General features: G+C 64.9%; 20 protein-coding genes and 1 tRNA gene. 14 read left to right on the top strand and 7 right to left on the bottom strand.

Going from position 1 to position 26,356, the window contains the following annotated elements; all coding sequences use genetic code 11:
* Positions 1–191 precede the first annotated feature (191 nt).
* Positions 192–1,853: a bifunctional metallophosphatase/5'-nucleotidase gene (locus tag ACXJL8_RS01480; protein WP_456619725.1), complete on the bottom strand. Its 1,662-nt coding sequence runs from the start codon at positions 1,851–1,853 to the stop codon at positions 192–194.
* 100 nt (positions 1,854–1,953) lie between these two features.
* Positions 1,954–2,712 carry an enoyl-CoA hydratase-related protein gene (locus ACXJL8_RS01475; protein ID WP_456619724.1) on the bottom strand — a complete coding sequence of 253 codons (759 nt, stop codon included), beginning with the start codon at positions 2,710–2,712 and terminating at the stop codon, positions 1,954–1,956.
* Positions 2,713–3,016: 304 nt separating this feature from the next.
* Here ACXJL8_RS01475 and ACXJL8_RS01470 point away from each other — a divergent pair, with 304 nt between their 5' ends.
* Positions 3,017–4,258 (top strand): MFS transporter, encoded by a 1,242-nt coding sequence (locus tag ACXJL8_RS01470; protein WP_456619723.1) that lies wholly within the window; start codon positions 3,017–3,019, stop codon positions 4,256–4,258.
* 199 nt (positions 4,259–4,457) lie between these two features.
* Here the strand turns inward: ACXJL8_RS01470 and ACXJL8_RS01465 are convergent, their stop codons facing one another.
* Positions 4,458–6,236 (bottom strand): acyl-CoA dehydrogenase, encoded by a 1,779-nt coding sequence (locus ACXJL8_RS01465; RefSeq protein WP_456619722.1) that lies wholly within the window; start codon positions 6,234–6,236, stop codon positions 4,458–4,460.
* Positions 6,237–6,486: 250 nt separating this feature from the next.
* Between ACXJL8_RS01465 and ACXJL8_RS01460 the strand changes: the two genes are divergently transcribed.
* Positions 6,487–6,561: transfer RNA gene (locus ACXJL8_RS01460), tRNA-Gln, on the top strand.
* 52 nt (positions 6,562–6,613) lie between these two features.
* On the opposite strand, the gene ACXJL8_RS01455 is transcribed toward ACXJL8_RS01460, so the two are convergent.
* Positions 6,614–7,876: an ROK family protein gene (locus ACXJL8_RS01455; RefSeq protein WP_456684507.1), complete on the bottom strand. Its 1,263-nt coding sequence runs from the start codon at positions 7,874–7,876 to the stop codon at positions 6,614–6,616.
* A gap of 256 nt (positions 7,877–8,132) precedes the next feature.
* Here ACXJL8_RS01455 and ACXJL8_RS01450 point away from each other — a divergent pair, with 256 nt between their 5' ends.
* The 4 genes from ACXJL8_RS01450 to ACXJL8_RS01435 all read left to right on the top strand — a co-directional run bounded on the left by ACXJL8_RS01450 (position 8,133) and on the right by ACXJL8_RS01435 (position 13,219).
* Positions 8,133–9,098: a sugar-binding protein gene (locus ACXJL8_RS01450; RefSeq protein ID WP_456619720.1), complete on the top strand. Its 966-nt coding sequence runs from the start codon at positions 8,133–8,135 to the stop codon at positions 9,096–9,098.
* Positions 9,099–9,159: 61 nt separating this feature from the next.
* Positions 9,160–10,686: a sugar ABC transporter ATP-binding protein gene (locus ACXJL8_RS01445; RefSeq protein ID WP_456619719.1), complete on the top strand. Its 1,527-nt coding sequence runs from the start codon at positions 9,160–9,162 to the stop codon at positions 10,684–10,686.
* On the top strand, positions 10,683–11,741 hold the full coding sequence (locus tag ACXJL8_RS01440) for an ABC transporter permease (RefSeq protein ID WP_456619718.1): 1,059 nt from the start codon (positions 10,683–10,685) through the stop codon (positions 11,739–11,741). Before ACXJL8_RS01445 ends, ACXJL8_RS01440 begins: the two co-directional genes overlap by 4 nt.
* A gap of 131 nt (positions 11,742–11,872) precedes the next feature.
* On the top strand, positions 11,873–13,219 hold the full coding sequence (locus ACXJL8_RS01435) for a carbohydrate porin (RefSeq protein ID WP_456619717.1): 1,347 nt from the start codon (positions 11,873–11,875) through the stop codon (positions 13,217–13,219).
* Between the two features lie 146 nt (positions 13,220–13,365).
* On the opposite strand, the gene ACXJL8_RS01430 is transcribed toward ACXJL8_RS01435, so the two are convergent.
* On the bottom strand, positions 13,366–14,616 hold the full coding sequence (locus tag ACXJL8_RS01430; RefSeq protein WP_456619716.1) for a multidrug effflux MFS transporter: 1,251 nt from the start codon (positions 14,614–14,616) through the stop codon (positions 13,366–13,368).
* Positions 14,617–14,704: 88 nt separating this feature from the next.
* Entirely contained in the window at positions 14,705–16,057 is a 1,353-nt protein-coding gene (locus ACXJL8_RS01425; protein ID WP_456619715.1) for a glycosyltransferase, read from the bottom strand.
* Positions 16,058–16,530: 473 nt separating this feature from the next.
* Between ACXJL8_RS01425 and ACXJL8_RS01420 the strand changes: the two genes are divergently transcribed.
* The 6 genes from ACXJL8_RS01420 to ACXJL8_RS01395 all read left to right on the top strand — a co-directional run bounded on the left by ACXJL8_RS01420 (position 16,531) and on the right by ACXJL8_RS01395 (position 23,307).
* Positions 16,531–17,373, top strand: a complete 843-nt coding sequence (locus tag ACXJL8_RS01420; protein ID WP_456684506.1) for a cytochrome c — start codon at positions 16,531–16,533, stop codon at positions 17,371–17,373.
* 445 nt (positions 17,374–17,818) lie between these two features.
* Complete coding sequence (locus tag ACXJL8_RS01415) at positions 17,819–18,544, top strand: response regulator (protein ID WP_456684505.1); 726 nt, start codon at positions 17,819–17,821, stop codon at positions 18,542–18,544.
* A gap of 107 nt (positions 18,545–18,651) precedes the next feature.
* Complete coding sequence (locus ACXJL8_RS01410) at positions 18,652–19,251, top strand: DUF1127 domain-containing protein (protein WP_456684504.1); 600 nt, start codon at positions 18,652–18,654, stop codon at positions 19,249–19,251.
* Positions 19,252–19,437: 186 nt separating this feature from the next.
* Positions 19,438–20,415 carry a cytochrome-c peroxidase gene (locus ACXJL8_RS01405; protein ID WP_456619711.1) on the top strand — a complete coding sequence of 326 codons (978 nt, stop codon included), beginning with the start codon at positions 19,438–19,440 and terminating at the stop codon, positions 20,413–20,415.
* A 26-nt stretch (positions 20,416–20,441) separates the two neighbouring features.
* Positions 20,442–22,913 carry a two-component system VirA-like sensor kinase gene (locus tag ACXJL8_RS01400; RefSeq protein ID WP_456684508.1) on the top strand — a complete coding sequence of 824 codons (2,472 nt, stop codon included), beginning with the start codon at positions 20,442–20,444 and terminating at the stop codon, positions 22,911–22,913.
* 115 nt (positions 22,914–23,028) lie between these two features.
* Positions 23,029–23,307, top strand: coding sequence for a hypothetical protein (locus ACXJL8_RS01395; protein WP_456619709.1), 279 nt, complete (start codon positions 23,029–23,031; stop codon positions 23,305–23,307).
* A 53-nt stretch (positions 23,308–23,360) separates the two neighbouring features.
* Here ACXJL8_RS01395 and ACXJL8_RS01390 read toward each other — a convergent pair whose 3' ends face one another.
* Positions 23,361–24,248 (bottom strand): VOC family protein, encoded by an 888-nt coding sequence (locus ACXJL8_RS01390; protein ID WP_456619708.1) that lies wholly within the window; start codon positions 24,246–24,248, stop codon positions 23,361–23,363.
* A 162-nt stretch (positions 24,249–24,410) separates the two neighbouring features.
* Here ACXJL8_RS01390 and ACXJL8_RS01385 point away from each other — a divergent pair, with 162 nt between their 5' ends.
* Both ACXJL8_RS01385 and ACXJL8_RS01380 read left to right on the top strand, forming a co-directional pair.
* A complete protein-coding gene (locus ACXJL8_RS01385; protein WP_456619707.1) occupies positions 24,411–25,598 on the top strand; it encodes a CaiB/BaiF CoA transferase family protein in 1,188 nt (395 codons plus the stop codon).
* A 172-nt stretch (positions 25,599–25,770) separates the two neighbouring features.
* Positions 25,771–25,959: a hypothetical protein gene (locus ACXJL8_RS01380; RefSeq protein ID WP_456619706.1), complete on the top strand. Its 189-nt coding sequence runs from the start codon at positions 25,771–25,773 to the stop codon at positions 25,957–25,959.
* Positions 25,960–26,356 lie beyond the last annotated feature (397 nt).

Here is a 26,356-nt window from a genome sequence, read left to right as displayed (position 1 = left end):
TCCCGGCGGCGTGACGTGGTCGAGGCAGGCCGTGTGGGAGAGGAGAAGCGTGCTCATCAGGTCGGGCTCATGGGATGCGGGCTCTTGACGTCGCTTGGCGCATCCGGCGCCAAAACGCAACGCAAAACGCAATCTATGCGTTCGGCCGGGAATGGCAAACGGTGGTTCCGTTCCGGCCCGGTTGATCCAGATCAATTCGAGCGAAGGATGCGGCTGAGCGGCAGGGGGCCGATCGGTCCGTGCGCTTTGAAGAATGCAAACAGCGCGTCCGCATCGTAGCCGCCATATTGCGGCGAAGCACCTTGCTTGGCGGCCGTGAAGCCGTCGCCGCCGACGGCGAGGTAGTCGTTGAGCGTGACGCGGTAGCCGCTTGCCGGCTCGAGCGGCTTGCCGTCGAGCGTCATCGTCTCGGTCACGACGCGCTCGCCGAACGGCTTCGCCGCGTCCCAGGTATAACTGAACCCGTTCGACACCTGGAGGATTCGCGGCCGTTTCGGATCGAGCCATTGCTGCTCGAGCATGTCCTTGAGCTGGGCGCCGGTGAGCGTCATGGTGACGAGGCGGTTGCGGAACGGCTGGCTCGCGAACAGGTCGCCAAAGGACACCGCGCCGTTCTCCTTCGGAGCGATGTCGGTGCGGATGCCGCCGGGATTGGTGAGCGCGATCACCGCGCCGCCGTCCTTCGCGGCCTTCGTCGCGGCGAGCTGCGCGTCCGCGATGACGTCACCGAGCGCGCTCTCGCCGGCCTCGTTCGGCACGCGCGACAGCGTCTGCGTCACCGATCCGGCCGGGCGATTGGCGATCGGGGCGGCGAGCTTGTCATAGGCCTCGATCAGCGCGGTCTGCTCGGGGTCCGTGGCCAGCGAGGCATTCGCCACGATGACGTTCTCGGCGTTGGCGCTGACGATGTCGCGCGTGGCCGGATCGAGCTTGAGATCGATCGCGGTGACCAGCGTGCCGTATTTGTCGCCGCTGGTGACGAGCCGTCCGTCGATGTCGCAGACATAGGCGCGATGGGTGTGGCCGCTGACGACGACGTCGACGGCGCGGTCGAACTTTTTCACGATATCGACGATCGGCCCCGTAATGGCCGGGCATTCATTGTAGTCGCCGGCAGGCTCGCCGCCCTGGTGGATCAGCACCACGATCGCCTCGACGCCGCGCGCCTTCAGTTGCGGCACGAGCGCGTTCACAGTCTCGGCTTCGTCGCGGAATTCGAGGCCGGCGATGCCCGCCGGCGAGACGATGCCCGCGGTTTCCTTCAAGGCGAGGCCGATGAAGGCTATGGGGATGCCGTCGAACTCCCGGATCTCGTAGGGCGGCAGCACGCTCTTGCCGGTCGTGGTCTCGATGGTGGAGGCCGCGAGGTAGTGGAATTTCGCGCCGGTGAAGGGATGCGGCCCCTGGCAGCCGTCGACCGGATGGCAGCCGCCGTTCTGCATCCTGAGCAGCTCGGTCTTGCCCTCGTCGAATTCGTGATTGCCGACCGAGGTGATCGCAAGCCCCATCATCGACAGCGACTCGATCGAGGGCTCGTCGTGAAACATCGCCGACAGGAACGGGCTCGCCCCGATCAGGTCACCGGCGGCGACGAAGATCGTGTTCCTGTGCCCTTCGCGCAATTGCCTGACCAGCGTGGCCATGTATTCGGCCCCGCCGGCCGCCACCATCACCTTCTTGGCCTTGTCCTCGGGATCGCCGATGCGGATGCCGCCCGGCGGCGGCCGCAAATTGCCGTGGAAATCGTTGATCGCGAGGATGCGCAGCTCGACCGGCGCGGCGGTCTGGGCCGACGCGGGGAGGGCGGAGGCGAGCGCGAGGGCAGCAAGGATGGGGCGGGAGATGTATCGCATGGAACAAGATTAGTGGTTTCGCACGAAGATTTCACGAAGCTTCTCGCCGTCATTCCGGGTTCGCGACTCCGTCGCGCCCCGGAATGACGATCGTGGGTGTCTAGCGCCTCTTCCTGTTCGCGAACGCATTGAACGCGGCGGTCGCTTCGTCCGACTTCAGCCGCTCGCCGAACAGATGGCTTTCCTGGTCGATGCGGCGGGTGAGCTCTTCCGGCGCGGCGCGCAGCAATTTGCGCGAGATCGCAACCGCCTCGGCCGGAATCTTGCAGATCTCGCGCGCCACCTTGCGGGCTTCGACCTCGGTATGTCCAGGCGAGACCACGGTGTTGACGAAGCCCGCGGCGTGCGCCTCCGCCGCGGTGAAGGTCCGTCCCATCACCAGCATCGCAAAGGCGCGCTGGTAGCCCATCGTGTTCGGCATCAGCAGGCTGGAAGCGCCGACCGGCACCAGCCCGAGATGGATATAGGGCGCGGAAAAGGTCGCCGCGGTCGATGCCAGCACATAGTCGCAGTGGAACAGCATCACGGTGCCCATGCCGATCGACGCGCCGTCCACGGCCGCGATGATCGGCTTGACGTTGAGGGCGAGCGAGTAGAGGAAGCGCGCGCCGTCCGTCAGCGTCTCGGAGCTCGCCCCGCCGGCCTGCATGAAATCGTCGATGTCGTCGCCGGCGGTGAATACGCCGGAACCGCCGGTGATGATCATGCAGCGAATGTCGGGATTGTTCTGTGCGGTGTCGATCGCACGGCTCATCTCGCGATACATGTCCTGCGTGATTGCGTTTTTCTTGCTCGGCCGGCGCAGGGTGATCACGCGCGTTGCGCGCTCTTCGGTGACGACGATATTGCCGTTCGACATGAGAGCCCCCCTGCGGTCGCCGCGGCGCTTGCCGGTGGCGTGTCTCGCTTGCTTCAGCCTACATCATCCCACGGGCGTGCCAATCCGCCCGCTCGACCTTTTCGACGGGAATCCCCGTGAGCCCGGCCACGGCGCTCGTGCCATCGCTGCATCGTCCGGGAACTGCACTGCAATGGATCGCGCGACCACATGACCTTACATGCTGTTGCGCGTTGCAACAATCGGCTACAATGTTTCAATTGAAAAACCGGTGGTTGTACGGCACGATGTCCCGTCTCGTTCCATTTGGTCGATTGCGTGATTGATGATTGCCGCAACGGACGTTGACGAATCCTCGCTGCATTATCGCGGTTGGCGCGTGGTGCTGGCCTGTTTCCTGATGGCCTTCTTCATGTTCGGCTTCGGCCTCTACGGCCAGGGCGTCTATCTCGCGGAACTCCAGCGCACGCATGGCTGGCCGGGCACGCTGGTCTCCGCCGCCAGCACGTTCTCGTTTCTGCTGACCTCCGTCCTCGTCATCTTCACCGACAATCTCCTGGCGCGCATCGGGCTGCGATCGCTGATCCTGTGCGGTTTGTCGGCGCTCGGCGCCTCGACCGTGCTGCTGGCACTGATGCAGACGCCCTGGCAGCTCTATCTCGCCTACGCGCTGATGTCGGTCGGCTGGACCGGCATGGGCACCGTCGTGATCGCAACCGTGCTGAATTCCTGGTTCGAACGGCGTCGCGGGCTCGCGCTCAGCCTCGCCTTCAACGGCGCGACCTGCGGCGGCATCGTCCTCGTTCCGCTGCTGCTGACGCTGACCGGCAGCATCGGCTTYCGCTCCGCCATGCTTGCCGCGACGATGGCGATGGTGGTGCTGGTGTTGCCGGTGGTCGTGATCTTCACCGGCTGGCCGGCCGAGATGCCGCTGGCATCGGGCGGACGTCCGTCCGGCGGCGGCACGGCCGCGCCGGCCGTTCACTCGCGCAAGGCGCTGCTCGCCAATGCAGCGTTCTGGACCATGGTGCTGCCGATCGCGATCGCGCTGATGGCGCAGATGGGATTCATCATCCACCAGGTGACGTTTCTCGAGCCGCTCGTCGGCCGCTACGCCGCCGGCCTCGCGGTCACCATCATGGCGGCGATGGCCGTGGTCGGCCGCCTGTCGCTCGGCCTGTTCGTCGACCGGCTCGATCCGCGGCTTGCCTGCGCGGCCTCGATGACGAGCCAGGCTGCGGCGCTGTTCGTTCTCGTGCAGAGCACGAGCCCGACGGTGCTGCTGGTGTGCTGCGCCGTCTACGGCTTTTCGATCGGCAACATGATCACGTTCCCGCCTTTGATCATCCAGCGCGAGATCGGTGCCAGCGCCTTCGCCGCCGCGATGGGATTGGGGACCTCGATCAGCGGCATCGTCAGCGCCTTCGGCCCCGGCATCGTCGGCCTCGTGCACAGCCTGACCGGCAACTACACGACGGCGTTCGCGCTGTGCGTCGTGCTCGATCTCGTCGCGGCGTCGACCGTGCTGTGGCGGCCGGGGCGAAACGGAGCGTGCGTAACGGGATGAGTTGGCTCGGAGCACGCAATATTCTAGGTGTCGTCCCGGCGAAGGCCGGGACCCATACCGCGTGATCCATCGACAGTGTCTGGATCGCAGTACCGCGGTAAGACCGCTTAACTGCCAATCTTCGCCAAACTGCTCCCTGTGGTTATGGGTCCCGGCCTTCGCCGGGACGACACCGAATGTTTGGCAGGCATTGCCCCACCTACCCCAGCAACACCGCATCCGCCGCCGCGACCGACTCCGCGCTCTCCGTCACCGTCCGCTCCAGCGCGCCAGCCTGCACCGTGATGTTCTCGGCGAAGAAGCGCGCAAGCGAGACGTAACGCGGCGCGTCCGTATTGCCGTCGGCTTTCGCGGCGAGCGCCTCGGACGCCAGCATGCAGCCGCCGAGCGTGGCGCCGAACTGCTGGAGATAGGGCGTGGCGCCTGCGAGCGCCTCGTTCGGCGCGGACGCAACCCGCTCCAGAAGCCACTTGCTGGTGCGGGTCAGCGCCTCCAGCGCCTCGCGCAGCTTTGTGCCGGTGGTGCCGAAGGCGGGATCGTTGGAGGCTTCGACCTGTTTGACGATGCCGGAAAGCTCCGACACCAGCGCCCACACCGCAGCGCCGCCGTTGGCCGCGAGCTTGCGCGTCACAAGGTCGATCGCCTGGATGCCGTTGGTGCCCTCGTAGATCGTGGTGATGCGGGCGTCACGATAGTGCTGCGCCGCGCCGGTCTCCTCGATGAAGCCCATGCCGCCATGCACCTGCACGCCGAGATAGGCGACCTCGTTGCCGACATCGGTGGAATAGGCCTTTGCCAGCGGCGTCAGCAGCGCGGCGCGCGCGGCGGCGTCTGCCCGCACCTTGGCGTCGCTGGCGCGCGTGGAGACGTCGAGCGCGACCGCGGTCGCATAGCAGATGGTGCGCGCCGCGGCGGTCTGCGCCCGCATCCGCATCAGCATGCGCTTGATGTCGGGATGCACGAAGATCGCGTCCGAGCCGTCGCCCTTGCTGCCGACGGCGCGGCCCTGCTTGCGCTCCTGCGCGTAGGCGAGGGCCTGCTGATAGGCACGGTCGGCGACGCCGACGCCTTCGAGGCCGACGCCGAGGCGGGCCTGGTTCATCATCGTGAACATGCAGCGCATGCCCTGGTTCTCTTCCCCGATCAGGAAGCCGATCGCGCCGCCATGATCGCCCATGGTCATGGTGCAGGTGGGGGAGGCGTGCATGCCGAGCTTGTGCTCGACGCCAGAGGCAAAAATGTCATTGCGCGCGCCGAGCGAGCCGTCTGCATTGACCATGAACTTCGGCACCAGGAACAGCGAGATCCCCTTGGTGCCGGCCGGCGCGTCCGGCAGGCGGGCCAGCACGAAATGCACGATGTTGTCGGTCATGTCGTGCTCGCCATAGGTGATGAAGATCTTCGTCCCCTTGATGCGATAGGTGCCGTCGCCTTCACGCTCCGCGCGGGTGCGCAGCGCGCCGACGTCGGAGCCGGCCTGCGACTCGGTGAGCTGCATCGTGCCGGTCCATTCGCCGGTGACGAGCTTCTCGAGATAGACGGTCTTGAGTTCGTCGCTGCCATGCGCATCCAGCGCCTCGATCGCCGAGGCCGTCAGCAGCGGGCAGAGCCCGAACGCGAGGTTGGAGGCGCTCCAGATCTCGGTGCAGGCGGCGTTGATCGCGATCGGCAGGCCCTGGCCGCCGAAATCCTCCGGCCCGGACACCGCGTTCCAGCCGCCGTCGGTCCAGCGCTTGTAGGCGTCCGGCCAGCCCGGTGCGGTCGTGACCTTGCCGTCGGCGAGCTTGATGCCGTGCTCGTCGCCGACGCTGTTGAGCGGCGCCAGCACCTCCGAAGCGAACTTGCCGGCTTCCTCCAGCACGGCCGTGACGATCTCGGTGTCGAAATCGCCGTAATGGCCGGCCTCCACGGCGGCCTTCAGGCCCGCGCCATGGTTGAGCGACAACAGCATGTCAGAGATTGGCGCGCGGTAGGTCATGGCTTGCTCCCGTGGACAGGTTTGGCGCCGTATTCCCATGAAACGCCGGAGGTCTCAACTGCCGGGGCGGCCGGTCGCTACCGGAACAGACCGGAGGTCGGACCCATATTAGAGTGTGCCACGGTCAGCCCCGAGACGGTGGTATTTTGCCCCGCCAGGCGGTTGAAATGCCGCGCCGCTCCCTATAGACCGGCTGCGACTGGACGGAATCTGCGGTAGCCGGTTTTCCGCCGTTCCGTCAGTGGCCTGTTGGGGCGTAGCCAAGCGGTAAGGCAGCGGATTTTGATTCCGCCATTCGGAGGTTCGATCCCTCCCGCCCCAGCCAGGGATCGTCCGGTCCGCGAGACGACGGGATCGCGCCCTGCAGCTCCCGGTGCTTACTCGGTCGCTTCCATGTGGTTTCGGTCCACGACCCCCAGCGTCCGCAGCACCATGCCGTCGACAATCGCCGTCGACTCGCTTGGACGCAAATAGATCGCCGTGGACTTGAGCAGCCATGGCAACACCGCCTGCTCGAGCCGCTCCTCATAGGCGTGGCGCATCATGTCAAATGCCTGCAGGCCGGGGCCCGCCAGGATGACATGGTGTGGGCGCAGCACCGATATCGTTGCGGCGACCGCCTCTGCAAGCGCGCGGCCTGCCTGCTGGAACAGGTGTTCGAAACGGGGATCCCCGCCCAGTGCTCGCTCGCGCAGCAGCGCCATCTGCGCCTCGGACGGCTGCTGCGAGTCCGCCGGCGGCAGGTCGAGAAAGGTGCGGGCGTCGCGGTAGAGCGCATAGTCGGCAAGATAAGCCTCGATGCAGCCGCGCTGGCCGCAGCGGCATTGCGGACCGTCCGGGGCCAGCTTGACATGGCCGATCTCGCTGCCGGCGCCCCAGCGCGCCTCGCCGTCGACGACGACGCCCATCCCGATGCCGTGACCGACCATGATCGTGGCTGAGAGGCCCTGCGCCAGCGCCGGTTCAGTGGCTGTGAGGGCCAGGGCAACTGCAACAGCGTCGTTCGCCATCACGACCTCGACGCCGAACGCCTGACGTAGCGGCGTCGCCAGATCGACGTCGTTGATCGACAGCGCCGGACTCCACAGAGTCCGGCCGGTGTCGGCGTTCACGATGCCCTGGAGCGCAATCCCGATTCCCAACAGCTGATGGCGCGGCGTCGCCGTCGCTTCAAGCATCGCATTGATCTGCGCGATCATGAGATCGCACAACGCGCCTGCGTCGAGCGCGCGCGTCGGGAGCGCAAGTCGCGACTGCGCCAGGCCAGAGCCCCTGAAATCCGCAATCAGCGTCTCAATCAGGTTCATGCGCACAGAGATTGCGATGATGCGCCCGAACTCCGGGTTCAGGGTCAGCAGCACGGCCGGCCGGCCGCGGCGACGGCCGTTCAGCGCGTCCGCATCCTCTTCGTCGGTATCGTCGGACCACGAGGTTGCCGCAGTCTCGGTCTCGCACAGCAGCTCTTCCGCGATCAGTCTCGATGTCAGGCCCGAAATGGCGGGGAAGCTCAGTCCCGTGCTCCGGGCGAGCTCGACACGCGGCAGCGGCCCCTGACGTCGCAAGACTTCGACGAGGCGGCCGCGGTTCGATCCGCGCGCCATGCTTGAAACGCGTCTCGGCTGCTCAGTTTGGTCAACCATACTGTCCCTTTAATTCAGATGGTGAAATTAATAATGGCCCGCGGCCAAGAGTGTGATCGAAAAAGCACATCGGAGGGCTCTCGCAGCGAGCCGTATTTACTATCATCATACCTTGTGTACTATTTAAGCTTGAAGAAGGTGCAAGTACATCCCGAATCGGATGATTGGCTCTGCGACATTTCTTCGCTGTGTAAATAAAATAAGGGCGCAAAAGCGCCGTGAAGCCCTCATGCGAGGGCGACCAAGGGAGGTGCAGATGAACGGATCAGTGACGAAATTGATGGTGCCGCTGCTCGCGACCGCCGCCGCGCTGGCGATGGCCACGGGGATGGCGCAGGCCCAGCAGAAAAAGACCATCGCGCTGGTGACCAATGTCGCGGCCGACTTCTGGACCATCGCCGGCCGCGGGCTCGAGAAGGCGCAGAAGGAGCACCCGGACTACAATATCGAATTGATCGTCACCAATGAAGGAACGGCGGCGGGCCAGCGGCGCGAGCTGGACGACCTGCTGGTGCGCGGCGTTGCCGGCATCTCCATCTCGGTCGACGATGCGGCGCATGCCACCGAACAGCTCAACAAGGTTGCGGCCAAGACCGTGTTGATCACGACGGATAGCGACGCGCCGCAGAGCAATCGTCTCGCCTATATCGGCACCGACAACGTCGCGGCCGGGCGGCAAGCAGGCGAGGAGATCAAGAAGGCGTTGCCGAACGGCGGCAAGATCGCGCTGTTTGTCGGCACGATGGATGCGGACAACGCCCGCGAGCGGGTGCAGGGTATCAAGGAAGCGATCGCCGGCACCAAGGTCGAGCTGGTCGACGTGTTCACCGACCAGGTGGACTTCGCCAAGGCCAAGGCGAATATGGAGAACGTGCTGGTCAAATATCCCGACATTGCACTGCTGTCCGGCCTTTGGAGCTACGAGACACCGCTGATCTATGACGCGGTCAAGGCGGCGGGCAAGGCCGGCAAGGTGAAGATCGTCGGCTTCGACGAGGACCAGCGCACGCTGCGCGGCGTTTCCGACGGCACGATCGAGTCGACCGTGGTGCAGCAGCCCTACGAGTTCGGCTATCTCTCCGCCACCAACATCATCAAGACGCTGAACGGCGACAAGTCCTGGATCCCGGCGGACGGCAAGCTGATCGTCCCGACCAAGGTGATCAGCAAGTCCAACGTCGGGGACTTCACCGCAAATCTGAAGGTCCTGCTGAAGAAGTGACTGTCAGCGGCTTTCGACGCCCGGCTGCCGCAGCCGCCGGGCGTCGTGCGGGAGGAAGTGGATGGCGGAAACCCTGTTCGAGCTCGCCGGGATCAGCAAGTCCTATCCCGGGGTCATGGCCCTCGACGATGTCAGCCTGCGCGTGTGCCGCGGCGAAGTATTGGGCCTGATCGGTGAGAACGGCGCCGGCAAGTCGACGCTGATGCGCGTGCTGGGCGGCGTGATCGCGCCGAGCGAGGGCGTGATCCGCATCGGCGGCAACGACCATGCCCGGATGACGGTGAGCGAGGCGACCAAGGCCGGCATCGCCTTCGTGCATCAGGAGCTGAACCTGTTCGAAAATCTCGACGTCGCCGCGAACGTCTTCATCGGACGCGAGCAGCTTGTCGGCGGCCCGCTGAAGCTGGTGGACAATGCGCAGATGCGCGCCCGCGTGAGGCCGCTGCTGGAGCGGCTGGGCGCCGAGTTCACCCCGGACACGCTGGTCGACGATTTGTCCATCGCCGAGCGCCAGATGGTGGAGATCGCCAAGGCGCTCTCGATCGACGCCCGCGTGATCATCATGGACGAGCCGACCTCCAGCCTGACAATTTCGGAGACTGAACGGCTGCTGGAGGTGATTGCCGATCTGAAGGCGCACGGCATCGCGGTGATCTATATCTCTCACCGGCTCGGCGAGATCATGACCTGCGCCGACCGCGTCGTGGTGCTGCGCGACGGGCGCACGGTTGGGGAGCTGGCGCGGGACGAGCTAAGCCACGCCGCAATGATCCGGCTGATGATCGGCCGCGACCTGAAAGCGCTGCATACGCCGCCGAAACGGCCGTCGCAGCCGGGCGGCTGCGACATCGTCGGCCTCGTGACATCGGCCTTTCCCGACCGGCGGATTGATCTATCCGTGCGGCATGGCGAGATTCTCGGCCTGGCGGGGCTCGTGGGCGCCGGCCGCACCTCTCTTGCCCGCACCGCCTTCGGCATCGACCCGCCGTTGGGTGGCGAGATCAGGATCGACAACGCACCGGTCGGTGTCGCATCGCCGCGCGACGCGATCAGGCAGGGGATCTATCTGGTGCCGGAGGATCGCAAGAAATCCGGGCTCGTGCTGGAGCTGCCGATCCGGGAGAACGTGACGCTGGCCAGCCTGCTGAATTATGCACGGATGTGGCTGGTCAACGGCGCGGCCGAGCGCAAGGTCGCGAAAGAGCAGGTGAGGCGCCTGTCCATCAAGGCGCCAGGCATCGATATGGAGGCCGTGACGCTCTCCGGCGGCAACCAGCAGAAAGTCGTGCTGGGCAAGTGGCTGTCCATGCGGCCGCGCGTGATGTTCTTCGACGAGCCGACCCGGGGAATCGACGTCGGGGCCAAGAGCGAGATTTACGCGCTGATGCGCGAGCTCGCCGACCAGGGCGTCGCGATCGTCATGATCTCCTCGGACATGGAGGAGGTCATCGGCGTCTCCGACCGCGTGGCGGTGATGCACGAAGGACATGTCAGCGGCGTGCTCGAGCGCCCGCAGTTCAGCGAATACAACGTGTTGCGGCTGGCGATGGGCCAAGCGCTGGAAACCGTGGAAGCCGCCGCGCCATGATCAAGAAGGAGCTCGGCCTCGCACTGCTGCTGGTGGTGATCTCCGTCATCACGGGTGCGATCAATCCAGCCTTCCTGTCGCTGGTGAACCTGCTGAACATGGCCAATCTGATCGGCCTGTTCGGTGTGTTCGCGCTTGGCGAGGGGCTCGTGATCATCACCGGAGGCATCGACCTTTCGCTTGGCTCGATGTTCGCGCTGCTCGGCGTCGTTTTCATCGACCTTCTGACGACCTATCAGGTTCCCTGGCCTTTCGCGCTCCTCGCCGTGCTGCTGGGCGGGCTGGCGCTGGGCGGCATCCAGGGTTTTCTGGTCACCCGGCTGAAGATGCAGCCCTTCATCGTGACGCTGTGCGGATTGCTGATCTACCGCGGCGCTGCCCGCTACTATACGTCCGATTCAACGCGCGGCTTCGGCTACGGTGACGAGGCCGCGACACTGAGCAACATCGCCTCCGGCAATGTTGCGGGTGTCCCGAACACCTTCATTCTCCTGATCATCCTGGCGCTGATCCTCGGCGTGCTGCTGCACCGCTCGGTCTACGGGCGCTGGCTCTATGCTGTCGGCAAGAACGAGGAGGCGGCGCGCTTCTCGGGCATCAGCACAAATCTCGTGATCGCAACCGCCTATATCATCAGCGGCGGGCTCGCCGGAGTTTCAACGGTCCTGTTCGTGTTCTACACGAACTCGGTTTCCCCGAGCTCCTTCGGCAATTTTTACGAGCTCTACGCGATCGCGGCTGCCGTCCTGGGCGGGTGCAGCCTGCGCGGCGGCGAGGGCTCCATTCTCGGTATCGTGCTCGGGACCGCGCTGCTGCAGGTGCTGCAGAATCTCGTGAACATCCTGGGCATCCCCAATTCGCTGAACTTCGCGGTGATGGGGACGGTCATTCTGATCGGCGTGTTGGCGGATCATCAACTACAGGCCCGTCGGCGGCGCAAGCTGGCGTTGGCCGGCCTCGTCCGCACGGCGCCGAAATCGACACTGGTGCAGGGACAAGGCGCCTCACCGCGCGCCGCGGATGCATTGCCGGCGAGAACGGGTGATCAGGCATGACAGATCCACGCTCCAGTCGAAAGGCCGCTTCGGCGGCCGCTGGGGAGGGAGCGCGTTCCAGGCTCGAGGGCTTTGGACAGGGACGTGACGTAAGAACAAGCAAAGCCGGGGACGGCGGGAGGACGAGTAAAATGTTGCGCAGGTTTGTAGACACGGCACGCGTGTGCGGTGTGGGGATTGCATTGTCATCGCTGCTAGGCGGTGCAGTGCATGCGGCCGACTTTTCAACGAAAGCTGCTCCGGTTCCTTATGCTGAAGACGATTTCTGGACGAGACCGTATCTATTCGGCGATCTCGGCAGGACGCAGCTGAAGGAGCGGGGCATCGATCTGGGCCTGACGCTGGGTAACGAATCCGTCGGCAACGTCACGGGTGGAAGCAGGAACACCGCAGCCAACGCCGGTCAGCTGTGGTTTGGCGCGAAGCTCGACATGGGGAAGCTTGCCGGCATTCAGGGCGGCACCGTCGGTCTCACGCTGGTCGACCGCTTCGGCAAGAATCTGAATACCGAAGCGGACATTCCCGCCCTGCAACTGACCAACGAAGTGTTCGGCCGCGGCAATATTCTGCGCCTGACACAGCTCTACTACTCGCAGAAGCTCTTCGATGACCGCCTCGAACTCAAGGGCGGCCGTCTTCCCGTCGGCTCCGACTTCTTCTTCGGTCTGTGCGAGTTCATCAACCTGACCTTCTGCGGCGGCCAGCCCGGCAACATCCAGGGTGGCTACATCTACAACTGGCCGGTGAGCCAGTGGGCCGGTGTCGTCCACTACAAGCTGGCCCCGGAATTCACGATTTCGGTCGGCGTCTACGACGCCAATCCGAATTATCTGACGACGGACGACGCGACCACTTACTTCCTGCCGGGCATCCCCGCCTCGAGCCGCGCCAGTGGCGTGATGGTGCCGGTGGAGTTGGTGTGGGCGCCGAGCGGACCCTTGAACGGGACCTGGAGATTGGGCGGCTGGTACGACAGCGCGTCGACCATTGATGGTGGCCTTCCCGGTATCATCTCCACCATCCCCGGCACCGGCGGTGTCCCGGATCAGAATCTCGGGGATCAACGCGGCCGCTACGGCGTCTATGAGTCCATCCTTCAGCGTCTGACCGTTGACGGTCCCGGCGCGCAGGGTTGGTACACCTTCCTCAACACGACTGTCGCCGATCACCGGACGTCGTACCAGGACTATCAGATCGCCCTCGGCTTCCGRCATACCGGAACGTTCAGCTGGCGGCCCCAGGACGAAGTGGGCTTCGCGGTGGGCACGACCCACGTGAACTCGGCTGCCCTCAGCCCCAACGCCGGCGGCAACGAAGTTCCGATCGAAGTCTGGTATGGATGGCAGGCGACCGGCTGGTTGAACCTCAAGTTCGACGCACAGTATGTGATCAATCCCGGCGGGCGCGGCTATAACGCCGTGGGCGTGAAGACCGACAACGCCGTGGTTCTTGGATTGCGCACCGAGGTCCACTTCTGATGTGACGGTCAACTCCGATGCGAAAAGGGGCATGCCCGTCGACGGGCATGCCGAGAAGTCCCATCGGAGCGCACGCAACATGCGGTCCCCTCAGCGGCGCCGCCTCGCAAGGAGCCGCGCCGGGCGGCCCACCGGATAGGGTCGCCTCAGGAATTCGTGGGGCTTCGGATCGCCGCGCCGGGATCGATCGTCGGCGATAGCTGACGGCGTTCGGCGGGGCGCGCGACCAGCAGATACAGAATCAGGGCGAGAAGCGAGGATGCCGCCATCACGGCCGTCATCGACAGCGCCGTTCGTCCGTCGAAGCGAACCGCGACCAGCCCGCTCGATATCGCGCCTGCGGTCAGCTGGATGCTTCCGGCGGCGGCGCTGACGGCGCCCGCGATCTCCGGAAGACGCTGCATGGTCGCACTCATCACGTTCGGCACGCTGAGCCCGAAGCCGAATGCCACCATCATCAGGAGCACGACCACGAACGAAGTGGGCATCCAGCCGGCCAATGTCATCGCGAGCAGGGCGATGCTGGCCGTGGCCGACAGCGTCAGCCCGGTTGCGAGCGTGCGCGCCGACGATATTCCGCGCCGGCCAAGCTGACCGTCGAGAAAGGCGCCGGCCATGACCGCCCCCGAGCAGGCGCTGAAGATCAGGCCGTATTGTTCGGGGCGCAGCCCGACGGCGCCAACGAAGAACAGCGAGGCGCCGGTGACGTAAGCAAACACCGTCGCACCGCCTGCGGCGCCGACCAGGATGTAGGCGAACGAAACCGGATGGGTCACGACCCGGCGATAGCTGTCGATCGCGTCCGAAAGTGCCAGGCGACTGGAGCGCTCCGTCGTCGCGCTCTCGGCGAAGCGAAACAGGACCACCACCAGCAGCATGAGACCGATTCCCGCCTGGGCCGCATAGATCGATCGCCAGCCGGCGACCGCCAGCAGGGCGGCGCCGGCCGTCGGTGCGATCACGGTCGCGACGTTGACCGCGACCATGACGTTGGCGATCTTGCCGCGCGCGGCGTTGCCGTCGAAGAGATCGCGAATGATGGCAAAGGTCGTCGCCGTTGCAGCGGCGCCGATGCCCTGAACGAAGCGGCACAGCAGCAGGACCGGTAGCGAGGAGGCCCTGGCGCAGCCAAGGCTCGCGGCAACGAACAGTGCGAGGCCGAAGGCCAGAATTGGCTTGCGGCCCAGCCGGTCGGAGACCGGCCCGTAAATCAGTGGCGCGGTGGCGAGGCTGAGCATGAAGGTGCTCATCGTCAGCCCGACATCCGAAGCACTCGTGCCGAGCGTGGCGCCGGTGGCAGCCAGCGCCGGCAGGTTGATGTCGATGCCGGAATAGGGCACGGCCGCGAGAAAGCCGAGCAGCAACGTGAACGCAAAGGAGTCTGGTTCGATCCGCATGGACGAGCATCCGGTGACATGTGATGAATTTTCGCGAAGCGATGGAGCGCGGTCGCCCCGCCCTCCATCGCTCCGTTCACAAGAGCGATCAGGCGCGCCGGCCGGCACGTCGCGCCTGGCTCGCTGCGGCCGCGCGGAGGCGCGACACGTCAGTCTCGTCGGTCACGAGTTCGCCGATGATCCGAAGAATCTCCGACCGCGTATCGATCTCGGCAAACTCGTCCGCGATCTGCGTTGCGCGGAATTGATAGCGCGGCTGGTCGAGCACCGTCCGCACCGCCTCGCGCAAGGCCTCCGGCGTCGGCTCGTTGGTGGCGAGGTTGATGCCGACGCCGGACCACGCGACCCGCGCGTTGACGTCGGCCTTGTCCTCGGTCAGTCCCGCGGTGACCAGCGGGATGCCGAAGCTCAAGGCCTGGTTCACACTGCCATAGCCGCCATTGGTGACGAGCACGTCGACGTTCGGCAGCAGCCATTCGAACGGCAGATAGCTGGCGATGCGTGCGTTCGACGGGACCTTGCCGGGGATGGCGTCGACCGGACGGCCGCCCGCGGTCGCGATCACCAGGATGTCGGGCTCGTCGGCAAGCGCCGCCAGCGTCGGGGCGACCAGCAGGTTGAAATTGTGATTGGCCACCGTTCCCTGCGTCACCAGAACGATCTTGCGTGTACCGTCGAGTTCTTCGGCCCAGGACGGCGGCGGGACCTGGTTGGCGATGATCGGAGGCGTGCCGACGAAATGCACGGAGGATGGGATCTCGCGCGGAAATTCGAAACTGGGCACCGACAATTGCAGATAGGCATCGCCGAGCGCGACYACGGAATGAAAAAGCGGCATCGCGATCGGTCCGACGCCGAAGGTCTTCAAGGCGCGGTTCAGGCGCAGCGACACCGGTTGATCGACCGCCGCATCATAGTCCCGCGCCAAGGCCGCATATTGATCGCGCTCCTGGTCGGTCTTTGCCGGCGGCAAGCCGAGGAAATTGGGCGCGCCGTCCTCGCGTGCCCAATGCAGAAACGAGGTCCCGCAGAGCGCGATGGGAGGCCGCTGCGAGCGCGGGCCGAGCAGCATCGGCAATACGCCGAACAGCATGTCGTCGGCGACGATGATGTCCGCGGGAAATTGCCGCAACGCTTGCATCAGCCCCTGGTGCTGACCGGGAATGGCGTCGACGAAGATGCGCTCGCAGGCAACGCGCAACCACTCCAGTCCCGGCGGAATGTCTTTCAGCTCGGGGACCACCGAGAGGATCTCGCGCAGGTCGAAGTCCACGCTTTCGGGCAGGGGAAAGAATTTGACGCCACTGGCTTCGACGCGGGCACGAAAAGCGGTACCCGTCAGGAAGGCGATCTCGTGGCCTTCCGTGCGCAGGATTTGCGTGATCGCCAGCAGCGGATTGAGATGGCCCGTCGCGGGTGTCGAAGCGATAAGTATCTTCATGGGAGTTGACCTCTTGATGATCGATACACGGTCGCCACAGGGCGGCCGGTCGAGTGAGCAGAGGCAATTGAAGGGATCGCCGTTACGCCAAGGCTTCCGATGGCCGCGAAATGGTTACGGCGGCAACGCATCGTGACGCTGCCAAGGCCGGTGACGCTGCGCCGCCGGCGACCGATTTGTCTTGGATTACATTTGTAACGCGGGCGACCCGCGGTGAAACCGCGCGGAAACGCCACCTTGCTAGTCCAGTGCATCGCCGCCTGGCGCGCGTCGCAGACATTTCAGCGTCGGCGCTGGCCGGAAGTGATTATTGACGACCGAGATGTCGCGCGACGTTGACAGCGCCCAAATCATTGAGGAGCGGAATGCAGAATATTGTCACCTTGATTGCGATGGTTTCTTTCATCGGGCTTCTGGTCTGGTTGGGCGTTCGCGCCTTCCGCGCGAAGCGTCCTCGGTTGAGATGGTGCGGGGTGGCKCTGGCGGCGATGCTGGCTGTCCCCGTGTCCGGCGTCAGCGCCTTGACCGTGGCGGGTATCGTCCGGCAACACGCGCGCTCCGCGCCGATCCCCGATGTGAAGGTTGAGGCGACATCGGATCAAATTGCCCGCGGCAAGGCGGTGGCCGACGGATTTTGCGCGGGTTGTCACTCCAAGACCGGGGTGCTGTCGGGCGGCGGCGACGTCGGCAAGGATCTCCCGGTTCCCATCGGCTCGTTCGTACCTGCCAATCTGACGCCGGCCGGGGCCCTGAAGCATTGGTCCGACGGCGAGATCTTTCGCGCCATTCGCAATGGCATCGACGCGCGGGGGCGATGGCTTGCGATCATGTCCTTTACCAATGCCGGCCGGCTCAGCGACGACGACACCAAGGCCGTGATCGCCTACATCCGCAGCTTGCCCGCGAGCGGCGAACAGACCCCGGATCCTCCGGATCGTTTCAGCCTGCTGGGTTTGGCGATGCTGGGCGCCGGACTGTTGCCGGACGCCAAGCCGGTCTTCACCGGTGTGATCATCGCGCCGCCGAAGGGGCCGACGGCGCGCTATGGCAGGTACCTGCTGTCCTACCAGGACTGCCGTGAATGTCACGGCGAGGACCTCGCCGGTGGAGTGCCCGGCCAATTGCCGCCGCTCGGACCCGACCTCGGTATCGTCAAGGATTGGAGCCAGGCGCAGTTCATCACCACCATGCGCACAGGTGTCGACCCGAACGGGCATCGGCTCGACGAGCAAATGCCGTGGCGGCCGATCGGGCGGATGGATGACGACGAGCTGGCCGCGATCTACCAGTACCTGGCGGCTCTGCCGCCTTCTTGACGACGCGGCGCAGTCCGCGGGAGCTGCGGCCTCGCCCGGCTTCGACGTCACGCGCGCATCGAATGCGCCGGAGCACGACGGCATCTGCAGTGAGTACGCAACCCCGCCATCAGTTTTGCGCAGCCGGTCGCAGTCGCTGAGCGATGCACAGCCAGCAAACCTGCTATCGCCTAAAAGTAGTAAGAGTTGGGATCACAATTATTCACGTATGCGACATCCCGCGGAATTGGCCGCAGAAATACCCCGTTGCGACGTCACCAAAATGTCGTGGCGGTCTCGGCGCGTGTCGAGCGCCTCGGGTGTTCCATAGTTTTTTCGAGCGATTCCAGTTTGGACGGAATCAATATCATTTCACCACAGCCGACGTTGACGTTCGCGGATCTCAAGTACAGCTCACAATCTTAAGTGCAGCTCGGTTGGCGACGGCGAGTTTTGAGAGTGCGGTATGCTTGCAGATATTGGCCACATCATCGTCGTCGATGACGATCCGACGTTGCGGCAAATGGTGATCAAGTACCTGGAGGAGCACAATGTCCCGAGCAGGGCGGCCTCCAACAGATCCGAGTTGAACCACTATCTGGAGGGTGGCCAGCCCAGCCTGATCATCCTCGATCTTCGGCTTGGTCAAGACGACGGTCTGGATCTGTTGAGGGAGATCCGTTCGCGTTCCGACGTGCCGGTCATCATCACGACCGGCCACCGCCCCGATGAGATCGATCGCATCGTCGGCCTCGAACTCGGCGCTGACGATTACATCATCAAGCCGTTTTCCCTGAGAGAACTGCTGGCGCGCGTCCGCGCGGTGTTGCGGCGGCAGGAGATGGGACGTGCTGCGCGCGCCCGCGATCCCGAACGTGGGGGCTATCGCTTCAGCGGCTGGAAGCTCGAACGCCGCAGCCGAAAGCTCACCGATCCCAATGAGACGCCGGTGCCGTTAAGCAAGGGAGAATACGCGTTGTTGCTGGCCTTTCTCGAGGCGCCGCAGCGTCCCCTGACCCGCGAGCATTTGCTGCAGGCGACCCGTATCCATGAAGATATTTTCGATCGCAGCATCGACGTTCAGGTGTTGCGGCTGCGGCGCAAGCTGGAGACCGATCCCAGCGCGCCGCGCGTCATTCAGACCGAGCGCGGCGTCGGCTATGTCTTCGCGGTTCCGGTCGATCCGTTCTAAAGGTGGCTGACGGATTGCAATTGTAGTCTTTTCGCCGGCTGCGGTGACCTCGGCGTAACAGCGGGCCCCCAGATTGCCTCCCACGAACAGCGTGTGGGAGATTTACGATGAAGAAGCATTCTCACAGTGTGAGCAGCGTTGCCTTGGCGGGTATGAAACGTGGCGGCCCGGGCTGGGTCGCGTGGTCCGATGGCGGCGGCATGGTTCGTTMGGGCCCTGCCTTCACCGCGAGGCATCGATTGCCCGATACCGGCTCGCGTCCGACCGAGCCGGTCGCCACGTCCTGGTGGGCGGTCTTTGGGTCTCTGATGGAAGGCTTTGCGCTTTACGGCGCGGCAATGCATCCGATCGCAGCCGCGCCGGTTCACGCGATGCTGGAGGCCGCGCGGGATTGCCAGCTATCCTCGGCCGGTCGTGAGCGGCCTGATCCGGCGCTGAAGAGCGGTCGCGATGAAGCTGATGACAATGGCAATGTCGTCAGGCTCGAGCGCGTCGGGTCACGCGATGCGCAGCCGGAACGAGGCTGGGACCGGCTGCACGCACTCGGTGAGACCCTTATGGCGCTGCCGGCGCACTGGCGCCGCGAGCGCGAGATCAACAGGGCCGTTGCGGCGCTGATGGAACTCGATGACCGGACATTGCGGGACCTTGGAATTGCCGGCCGGTCGGAAATCGAGCGAGTGGTGAGGTACTGTCGTGATTGCTGATGCAGTTTACCTTGCCTTGGTGGCGTGGGACCTCTGTCATGCCGCGGGCCGTTCGATCATCTCGACCGGCCTCCGGTCCCGCAGCATATGGCGGCCACGTTCGCGAAATCATCCAGCTTCGATCAAAACTCCTTGAGCAGACGCGACAATTTTCGCTTCAACCCCACATTGCTGGTCGTGCAGCAAATGGCCAGATTTCGCGGCGCTGGGCCAGGTGCCCGCCTTCTGCGTTGCTCGATCGTGATTGGCGCGCTGATCCTGTGCTGTCTGGAGGTCTCTCCGGCACCGTCGCAGCCGCCGGCAGCGCCTGCGTCGGTCCGCAAGGACGAGCCCATCACGCCTCTTCCGGCGGCTCCCGCCATCGATCCGCGGAAGGTCAAACTCGGAGAACGACTGTTCACCGATCGCAGGCTTTCGCAGGACAACTCACGCAGTTGCGCGTCCTGTCACGATATCGCGACCAACGGCGCGAGCCCGAAGCCGCATGATTTCGGTCTCGACGGTGTCGAGATTTCGCTCAATACGCTCACGGTCTTCAATTCGGCGCTCAGCTTTCGCTTCGGTTGGGAAGGGAAGTTCCGCACCGTCGAGGCCGATGTCAATGCGTCGCTGGAAAGCCCGCGCACCATGGGCAGCAGCGCGGACGAGATCGCGGAAAAGCTCGATGCCGATCCCGAAATGCGCAACGCATTCTTCGCGGCTTATGGCCGCGGTCCGGAGGGCGACGATGTCGTCGACGCGCTGGCAAATTTCGAACGCACGCTGGTCACGCCCGGCAGCAAGTTCGATCGCTGGTTGACAGGCGACGACGCGGCGTTGTCGGCCGACGAGCTGGACGGGTACCGGCTGTTCAAATCGCTGGGCTGTGTGTCATGTCACCAGGGCGTCAACGTCGGCGCCAATCTGTTCCAGCGCCACGGCATATTCCACCCTCTCGCGTCGCCCGAGCCCAGAATTCTGCGCGTGCCGAGCCTGCGCAACGTCGCGACGACGCCGCCGTATTTTCATGACGGCAGCGCGCCGACGCTCGATGATGCGGTTCGCAAGATGGCCTTTGCCCAATTGAACGCGACGCTGACGGACCAGCAGGCCAAGGCGATCGTCGCCTTTCTGAACAGCCTGACCGGCCTCTATCGCGGCGCGCCCGTCGGAGGTCCACCATGAAATTCGCGCCCGCTGCGATTGGGGTAATGGTCGTGCTGGCCCTGCTGACATGGCTTTTGCTGAACGGGCTGAACATCAATTCGGTACGTTATGACAGTCAGCTCCACGCGCTTGGAGACTTCACCCGGTTCGAACGCGGGATGACCAGGGAGGTGCTTACCGCGCGCGCCGGCCTGTCGCGCAACTATGACGGGCTGGTGCGGATGGCGGATGCCTATGACGATGCCCTGACGCGGCTGCGCGAAACGGCGGGTCTCAACGCCGAAGAAACCAGGGCTATCGACGTTCTGTCGGCGCGTGCCCGCCGGCAGGAGGCGCTGATCGAGCGGTTCAAGAGCAGTAACGCATTGCTGCAGAACTCCTTTGCCTATTTCGGTCTGTTCAGCGACAAGCTGGCCGATTCGGATCGCCGGCCGCTGGTCACGGCGGCCTCCGCCTTGGCGGCGGCCATGCTGCGCCTGACCCTCGATACGTCGGACGTCGCGGCCCGCCAGGTGCAGGATCGATTGGAAGAGTTGGCGGTCCTGCAACCGCCGCCGGAGGAGAAAGAGTCGGTCCACGCGCTTCTGACCCACGGGCAGATGCTGCATGACCTCCTGCCGGACATCGACAACATCCTGAAGGCGCTTGTCGCCGAATCGAACAACCGCGAGCAGGATGCCCTCCTGGCGTTGATCACGAAGCGCCAGCTCAATGCGCGGGCCTCGGCGCGCAGGGTCCGTCTGTTGCAGTTCGTGACGTCGCTGCTGCTGCTCTGCGGCATCGTCTATTTCGGATTGCTGTTGCGCAGGCGGGCCGTCGCGCTGCGCCGCCGCGCGGCCTTCGAGCACGTCATTGCCAATATCTCGATGCGGTTCATCAATTCGAACCGCGAGAGGATCGCCGGCGATGTCGAGAAGGCGCTGCAACAGCTCGCGGGATGCATCGGCGCCGATCGCGCCTATTTCGCTTACGCGACCGGCGCGTCGACGAGCTCCTATCGATGGGCCCGCGACGGCATCGAATTCGGGCCGGGCTGGCCTGAGCGCGCGCTGAGCGTCGCACCGCGATTTGACGGCGGCGAAGGCGGCATCATCTTTATCCCCAAGGTAAAGGCCTCGGATCCCGACGACAGCATGAACCTGCTGGAAGATGCCGGCGTGGGTGGCTGGCTTTGCATCACGGCGGTCTACGGACACCGCGATGCAATCCTCGGCTTCGATGCCGTGCCGGACGGCGCGCTCAAATACTGGTCCGAAGTCTCGCTGTTTCGCATGGCGTTCGACGCCATCGGCAACGCGATCCGCCGGGCGCGGCTCGAAGGCGAGAAGGCTCGCCTGCAGGCGAGCCTGCAACAGGCGCGTCGAATGGAGACCATCGGAACGTTTGCCAGCGGTATCGCCCACAACTTCAACAATATCGTCGGAGCGATCCTCGGCTACGCCGAGATAGCCGATGCACGGCTCCGGTCCGGAGGCCAGACGGCCGCCAGCCTCGCGGAGATCCGCCGCGCAGGCGAGCGGGCGCGCGAACTGGTCGAACAGATTCTCAGCTTCGGCCGCCACCGCGAGGGCATGCATGAGCGCGTCTGCGTCAAGACCCTGGTCGACGAAACCAGATCGCTGCTGGCCGCATCGTTACCTTCGCACGTCAAACTCGAGGTGAGGGAGGCGGCCGAAATGGCCACGGTGATGGGCGAGCCCGCCCAATTGCAGCAGGTGATCTTGAATCTGTGCAACAATGCGGCACAGGCGATGACCGAGCCGGGTCGCATCGAACTCCGCATCGAGGTGCGCGATCTTCTGCGGCCATTGCCGGTCGGACAAGGCGACGTCGGCCCCGGCCGCTTCACCGTCATTTCGGTCGCCGATCCGGGGCCGGGGATGGATGCGGCGACGCTGGAGCGGATCTTCGAGCCGTTCTTCACCACCCGCCCGGACGGCAACGGCGTCGGGCTCGCAACGGTTCGCGAGATCGTCGAGCAACATGGCGGCGCCGTCGGGGTGCAGAGCGAGCCGGATGTCGGTACGCGTTTCGACGTCTGGCTGCCAGCCGCCAAACCCGATGAGCCGGAGCCGGTTCAGCACGGCCCCGATCTGGCGTTCCGTGGCGCAGGCGAAACCGTGCTGGTGCTCGACACCGACCGCCGCCGTCTGCTGCGCCATGAGGAAATCCTTGCGGCGTTGGGTTATGAGCCGGTTGGCTTTACCAAGCTCGGGGAGGCGATCGCCGCCTGCCGGGCCGCGCAAACCCGTTTCGACGCGGCGCTGGTGTGTCATCTGCCCGGCGGCTCCTCGCTCGGTCTGGCGGCGGCGTTGCACGATGCCGCGCCGGCATTGCCGATGATCTTGGCCAGTCCTTCGACGCGCGACTTGGCGATGCCGTCGCTGGAGACGTCCGGCATCACCGAGCTCGTTCATCACCCGCTGATGTCGGCGGAGCTTGCCGGCGTCCTGGCGCGGAGCCTGGCGTCGTCGGCCGCGAACGGACGAGTCAGGCGAACCGGCGCGGCGCCGTAGGCGAGCGGTTTCAGTGGTAACGCGATGTCGCCGCGGGCGAAACGGTCGAGTAGCCGGGACCTCCTATCCATCACATGCGCATCGGCGCAGTGTCACCAGCGATAGGAGAATGATGATGTCAATCAGACTTGGCGTGACCGTCGTGGCAGCTACATTCCTGTTCGGATCAGTTTCCAGCCTCAAGGCTGGCGGAAGCGCGCCCGCGACCGTTGCCTCTCCCGGCAGTATCCCTGCGACAAGGCTCGCGGACCTGGTTCGACAGGCTCCCGTCGGTCACCGACAGCCGCGGCGCGGCGACGCGCTCGAGTCCGCGCAAATGTCGCCCGAAGACACAAGGCTGCGGCAGCTCGACGACGAGATCGACCGCAGGCTGATCATCTGCCGCGGTTGCTGATGGCTTCAGAACGTGACGGTTGCGCGCGCCGCAAGGCGCGCGTTCGCTGCTCCCTATCCCTCGTACTGATCCGGCCCCATCGCCCACGACGCCTGATCATGCCCGAACGCATAATTGCGGTTGTTGATCGCCGGATTGCGGTTGACCATCGGCCGCATGAACATCGGGTGGGTCGCGCTACGCACCTCGTGCTCGACCGTGAACAGCGGCTTGCCGCTGCCGAGGTCGACGATGTCGCAAAACCGGTACTGATACTGATTGTCCTCGCGGGAGATCAGGTCGCGCGCCAACAGCTTGCGGTAAGGGCCGGAGAAGTCGGTGATGTACATCTGCACATGGTGGCCGTCATAGTCGGGTTGCGGCCGGTCGGTCTCGCGGAACAAGAGGTGCTGGTCGCGGCCGGTCTTCACCGCCGCGACCGTGCCGTCGCCGTTTCGCAAGCCGGCAGGCATGCCCATGATCTCCGGATAAAAGGCACAAATCGCAGGCGCCGTTCCGACCGGCACGTCGAATTCGACATAGGGGATGCCGAGCGTGATGCGGCCGAAGCGTGCCGCGTCCGGCTCGTAGCAGCGCAGGCGGTTGCCCCACGGACAGGTCGCCTCGACATAGCCATTGTGCTCGGCGAATGCGAACGCCGTGCCCTCGAGCTTTTTGGCGACCGACGCCAGCCGCCCCAGCAGTGCCTCGCGGCCCTCGATCACCAGCCCGGTATGACCGCGCAGCACCTGCGGGCTGCCGCTCGGCAAATGAAACTGGCTCCGTCCGGCATTGATCCACATGTTGGTGTCGGACACCATCAGATAGGGATCGCGGGTAAGCCCGAGTCCCGTGACGTAGAATAAGGTCGCCAGGCGCTGATCCGGGACCTGGATGTTGACATGCTCGAAATGAATCGCGTTGCCGAGATCTTCAGTGGACCGATCGAATTGTTGGGGCATGGATGCGGCTCTGGGGTGGGGGGCGGACACGCCATATTAGAGCAGAACGTCGGCCAGTCGAAACCGTCGGGCGATCACGTCTGCTGATGGAGCCATGCTGTCGGCCACCTTGCCGCGACGACCATTCCCTGTAATCTGGCGGAAACATCAGGGAAGGGATCGATGGGGGGAGTTCTGGAAGGCGTTCGCGTCCTGGATTTCGGCCGCTATATCGCCGGGCCGTATTGCGCGACGTTGCTGGCCGAATTCGGCGCCGAGGTCATTCGCGTCGAAAAGCGCGACGGCAGCGAGGATCGCTTCGTGGCCCCGGTCGGCGAGGATGGCGAAGGCGCGCTGTTTCTCCAGATCAACCGCAACAAGAAGTGCATCACGCTCGATCCGATGAAGCCGGAGGGGCAGGAGGTGATGCGCCGGCTGGTGGCGACCGCCGACGTCGTCGTCGCCAATCTGCCGCCGCAGACCCTGCGCGCGATGAAGCTCGACTACGACTCGCTGAAGGCGATCAAGCCCGACATCATCCTGACCACGGCAACCGCTTTCGGCGGGCCGGGGCCCTGGTCCGACCGCGTCGGCTTCGACGGTGTCGGGCAGGTCATGTCGGGGTCGGTGTACATGACCGGCGCCGGCGATCCGCCTTACCGGGCCGCAGTCAACTGGGTCGATTTCGGAACCGCGCTGCACTGCGCGTTCGGGACCCTCGCCGCGCTGATCGAGCGCGGCAAATCCGGGCGCGGGCAGGTCGTCGAGGGCGCGTTGCTCGCGACCGCGCTGTCCTTCACCAACGCCACGCTGATCGAGCAGGCCGTGATCAATGTCAATCGCGTCCCGACCGGCAATCTCGGCCAGACCGCAGCTCCAGCCGACATCTACCGCACCAGGGACGGCTGGGTGCTCTGCCAGGTCACGGGGCATCCGCTGTTCAAGCGCTGGGCGAAGCTGATGGGTGAGGAGGAGCAATGGCTGAGCGATCCGCGCTTTGCCGATGACATCACGCGCGGCAACAACGGCCCCGTCATTAGCCAGCGGATGGCGCGCTGGTGCGCCGAACGCACCACGCAGGAGGCGGTCGACACGCTGGGCAAGGCGATGATTCCGACCGGGCCCGTGCTGAGCCCGCAACAGGCGCTGGATCATCCGCATATCCGCGCCACCGGCTTCATGCAGGATGTCGATTATCCGGGCCTGCCGAAACCCGCGCCGGTCGTGCGCGCCGCCGTCCGGCTGTCGGAAACGCCGGGTGAGATCGTGACGCGTCCGCCGCTGCTCGGCGAGCACACCGATCTCGTCCTGGCAGAGCTAGGCTATGATGCGGCGGAAATCGCGGCGCTCCGGCAGGCGGGCGTCGTCTAGCGGAGACGCGGCGTAGTCAATATCCTGCAGACCATCGATCAGCAGGTCGTCCATCGATTTGATGTCCTTGGTGAGCRTCCCAGAATCGTACGTCTCTTTTTTGCAATGACGGGCGTGGAACGCCGGGAGCCGCCTGCGGTTCCTATTCTGAGGCCGGAGAGGGAGGATCGACATGGTCGACGAACGCTTTGCCACGCTGCTGGGCCAGGCCGCCATGGATGTCTGGGGCGATATGCCGCGCGATGTTCAGGAGGCGCTGTTCGAGACGGCCATGAAGGGGCGTGCCGCGGATCGTGAGGCCCTGGCGCGGCTGCTGCACGACCGCCACCCGCGTACCGCGCATCCCGCCAAGCCGGCGTGAGGAGGCGGCACCGTCTCGAGCGTGCGGTGCCCCGGCAGGATCCGGTGACCGCGGAGGAACTGGTGGCGTTCTGGCGAGAGGAGGGATAAACCTCACGTCTGTCGTGACGACCGGCCGCTTGACCTCACGCGATGTCTCGCGTTTGCCGGCGAACTTTCACGTGACGCCAGACTTGATGGGAGGCGTGCGTTCGCACGGCAAATCCCCTATCCATGACGATGAATCGCCGAATCGAGATTGGTTCGGCTCGCGTGCAAGTGACGATTGTTGACGACCAGAAACGGATTAACGTGCGGCATCCRAAAAAAGCGCGGCTGGCGAAGAGCTTGCTGGCCAAGAGTTCGCCAGCCAAGAGTTCGCTAGCCAAGAGTTCGCTAGCCAAGAGTTCGCGAGCCAG

The organism is Bradyrhizobium sp. P5_C11_2 (genome assembly GCF_054049755.1).
Note: the sequence above shows the minus strand (reverse complement) of the source record. Positions and strands in the feature narration are given on the sequence as shown.

Excerpts from the sequence above, each read along its gene's own strand:
- ACXJL8_RS01480 (WP_456619725.1), bottom strand. The coding sequence starts at position 1,853 with ATGCGATACATCTCCCGCCCCATCCTTGCTGCCCTCGCGCTCGCCTCC.
- ACXJL8_RS01475 (WP_456619724.1), bottom strand. The coding sequence starts at position 2,712 with ATGTCGAACGGCAATATCGTCGTCACCGAAGAGCGCGCAACGCGCGTG.
- ACXJL8_RS01465 (WP_456619722.1), bottom strand. The coding sequence starts at position 6,236 with ATGACCTACCGCGCGCCAATCTCTGACATGCTGTTGTCGCTCAACCAT.
- ACXJL8_RS01455 (WP_456684507.1), bottom strand. The coding sequence starts at position 7,876 with ATGGTTGACCAAACTGAGCAGCCGAGACGCGTTTCAAGCATGGCGCGC.
- ACXJL8_RS01450 (WP_456619720.1), top strand. The coding sequence starts at position 8,133 with ATGAACGGATCAGTGACGAAATTGATGGTGCCGCTGCTCGCGACCGCC.
- ACXJL8_RS01445 (WP_456619719.1), top strand. The coding sequence starts at position 9,160 with ATGGCGGAAACCCTGTTCGAGCTCGCCGGGATCAGCAAGTCCTATCCC.
- ACXJL8_RS01440 (WP_456619718.1), top strand. The coding sequence starts at position 10,683 with ATGATCAAGAAGGAGCTCGGCCTCGCACTGCTGCTGGTGGTGATCTCC.
- ACXJL8_RS01430 (WP_456619716.1), bottom strand. The coding sequence starts at position 14,616 with ATGCGGATCGAACCAGACTCCTTTGCGTTCACGTTGCTGCTCGGCTTT.
- ACXJL8_RS01415 (WP_456684505.1), top strand. The coding sequence starts at position 17,819 with ATGCTTGCAGATATTGGCCACATCATCGTCGTCGATGACGATCCGACG.
- ACXJL8_RS01405 (WP_456619711.1), top strand. The coding sequence starts at position 19,438 with ATGGCCAGATTTCGCGGCGCTGGGCCAGGTGCCCGCCTTCTGCGTTGC.
- ACXJL8_RS01400 (WP_456684508.1), top strand. The coding sequence starts at position 20,442 with ATGGTCGTGCTGGCCCTGCTGACATGGCTTTTGCTGAACGGGCTGAAC.
- ACXJL8_RS01395 (WP_456619709.1), top strand. The coding sequence starts at position 23,029 with ATGTCAATCAGACTTGGCGTGACCGTCGTGGCAGCTACATTCCTGTTC.
- ACXJL8_RS01390 (WP_456619708.1), bottom strand. The coding sequence starts at position 24,248 with ATGCCCCAACAATTCGATCGGTCCACTGAAGATCTCGGCAACGCGATT.
- ACXJL8_RS01385 (WP_456619707.1), top strand. The coding sequence starts at position 24,411 with ATGGGGGGAGTTCTGGAAGGCGTTCGCGTCCTGGATTTCGGCCGCTAT.
- ACXJL8_RS01380 (WP_456619706.1), top strand. The coding sequence starts at position 25,771 with ATGGTCGACGAACGCTTTGCCACGCTGCTGGGCCAGGCCGCCATGGAT.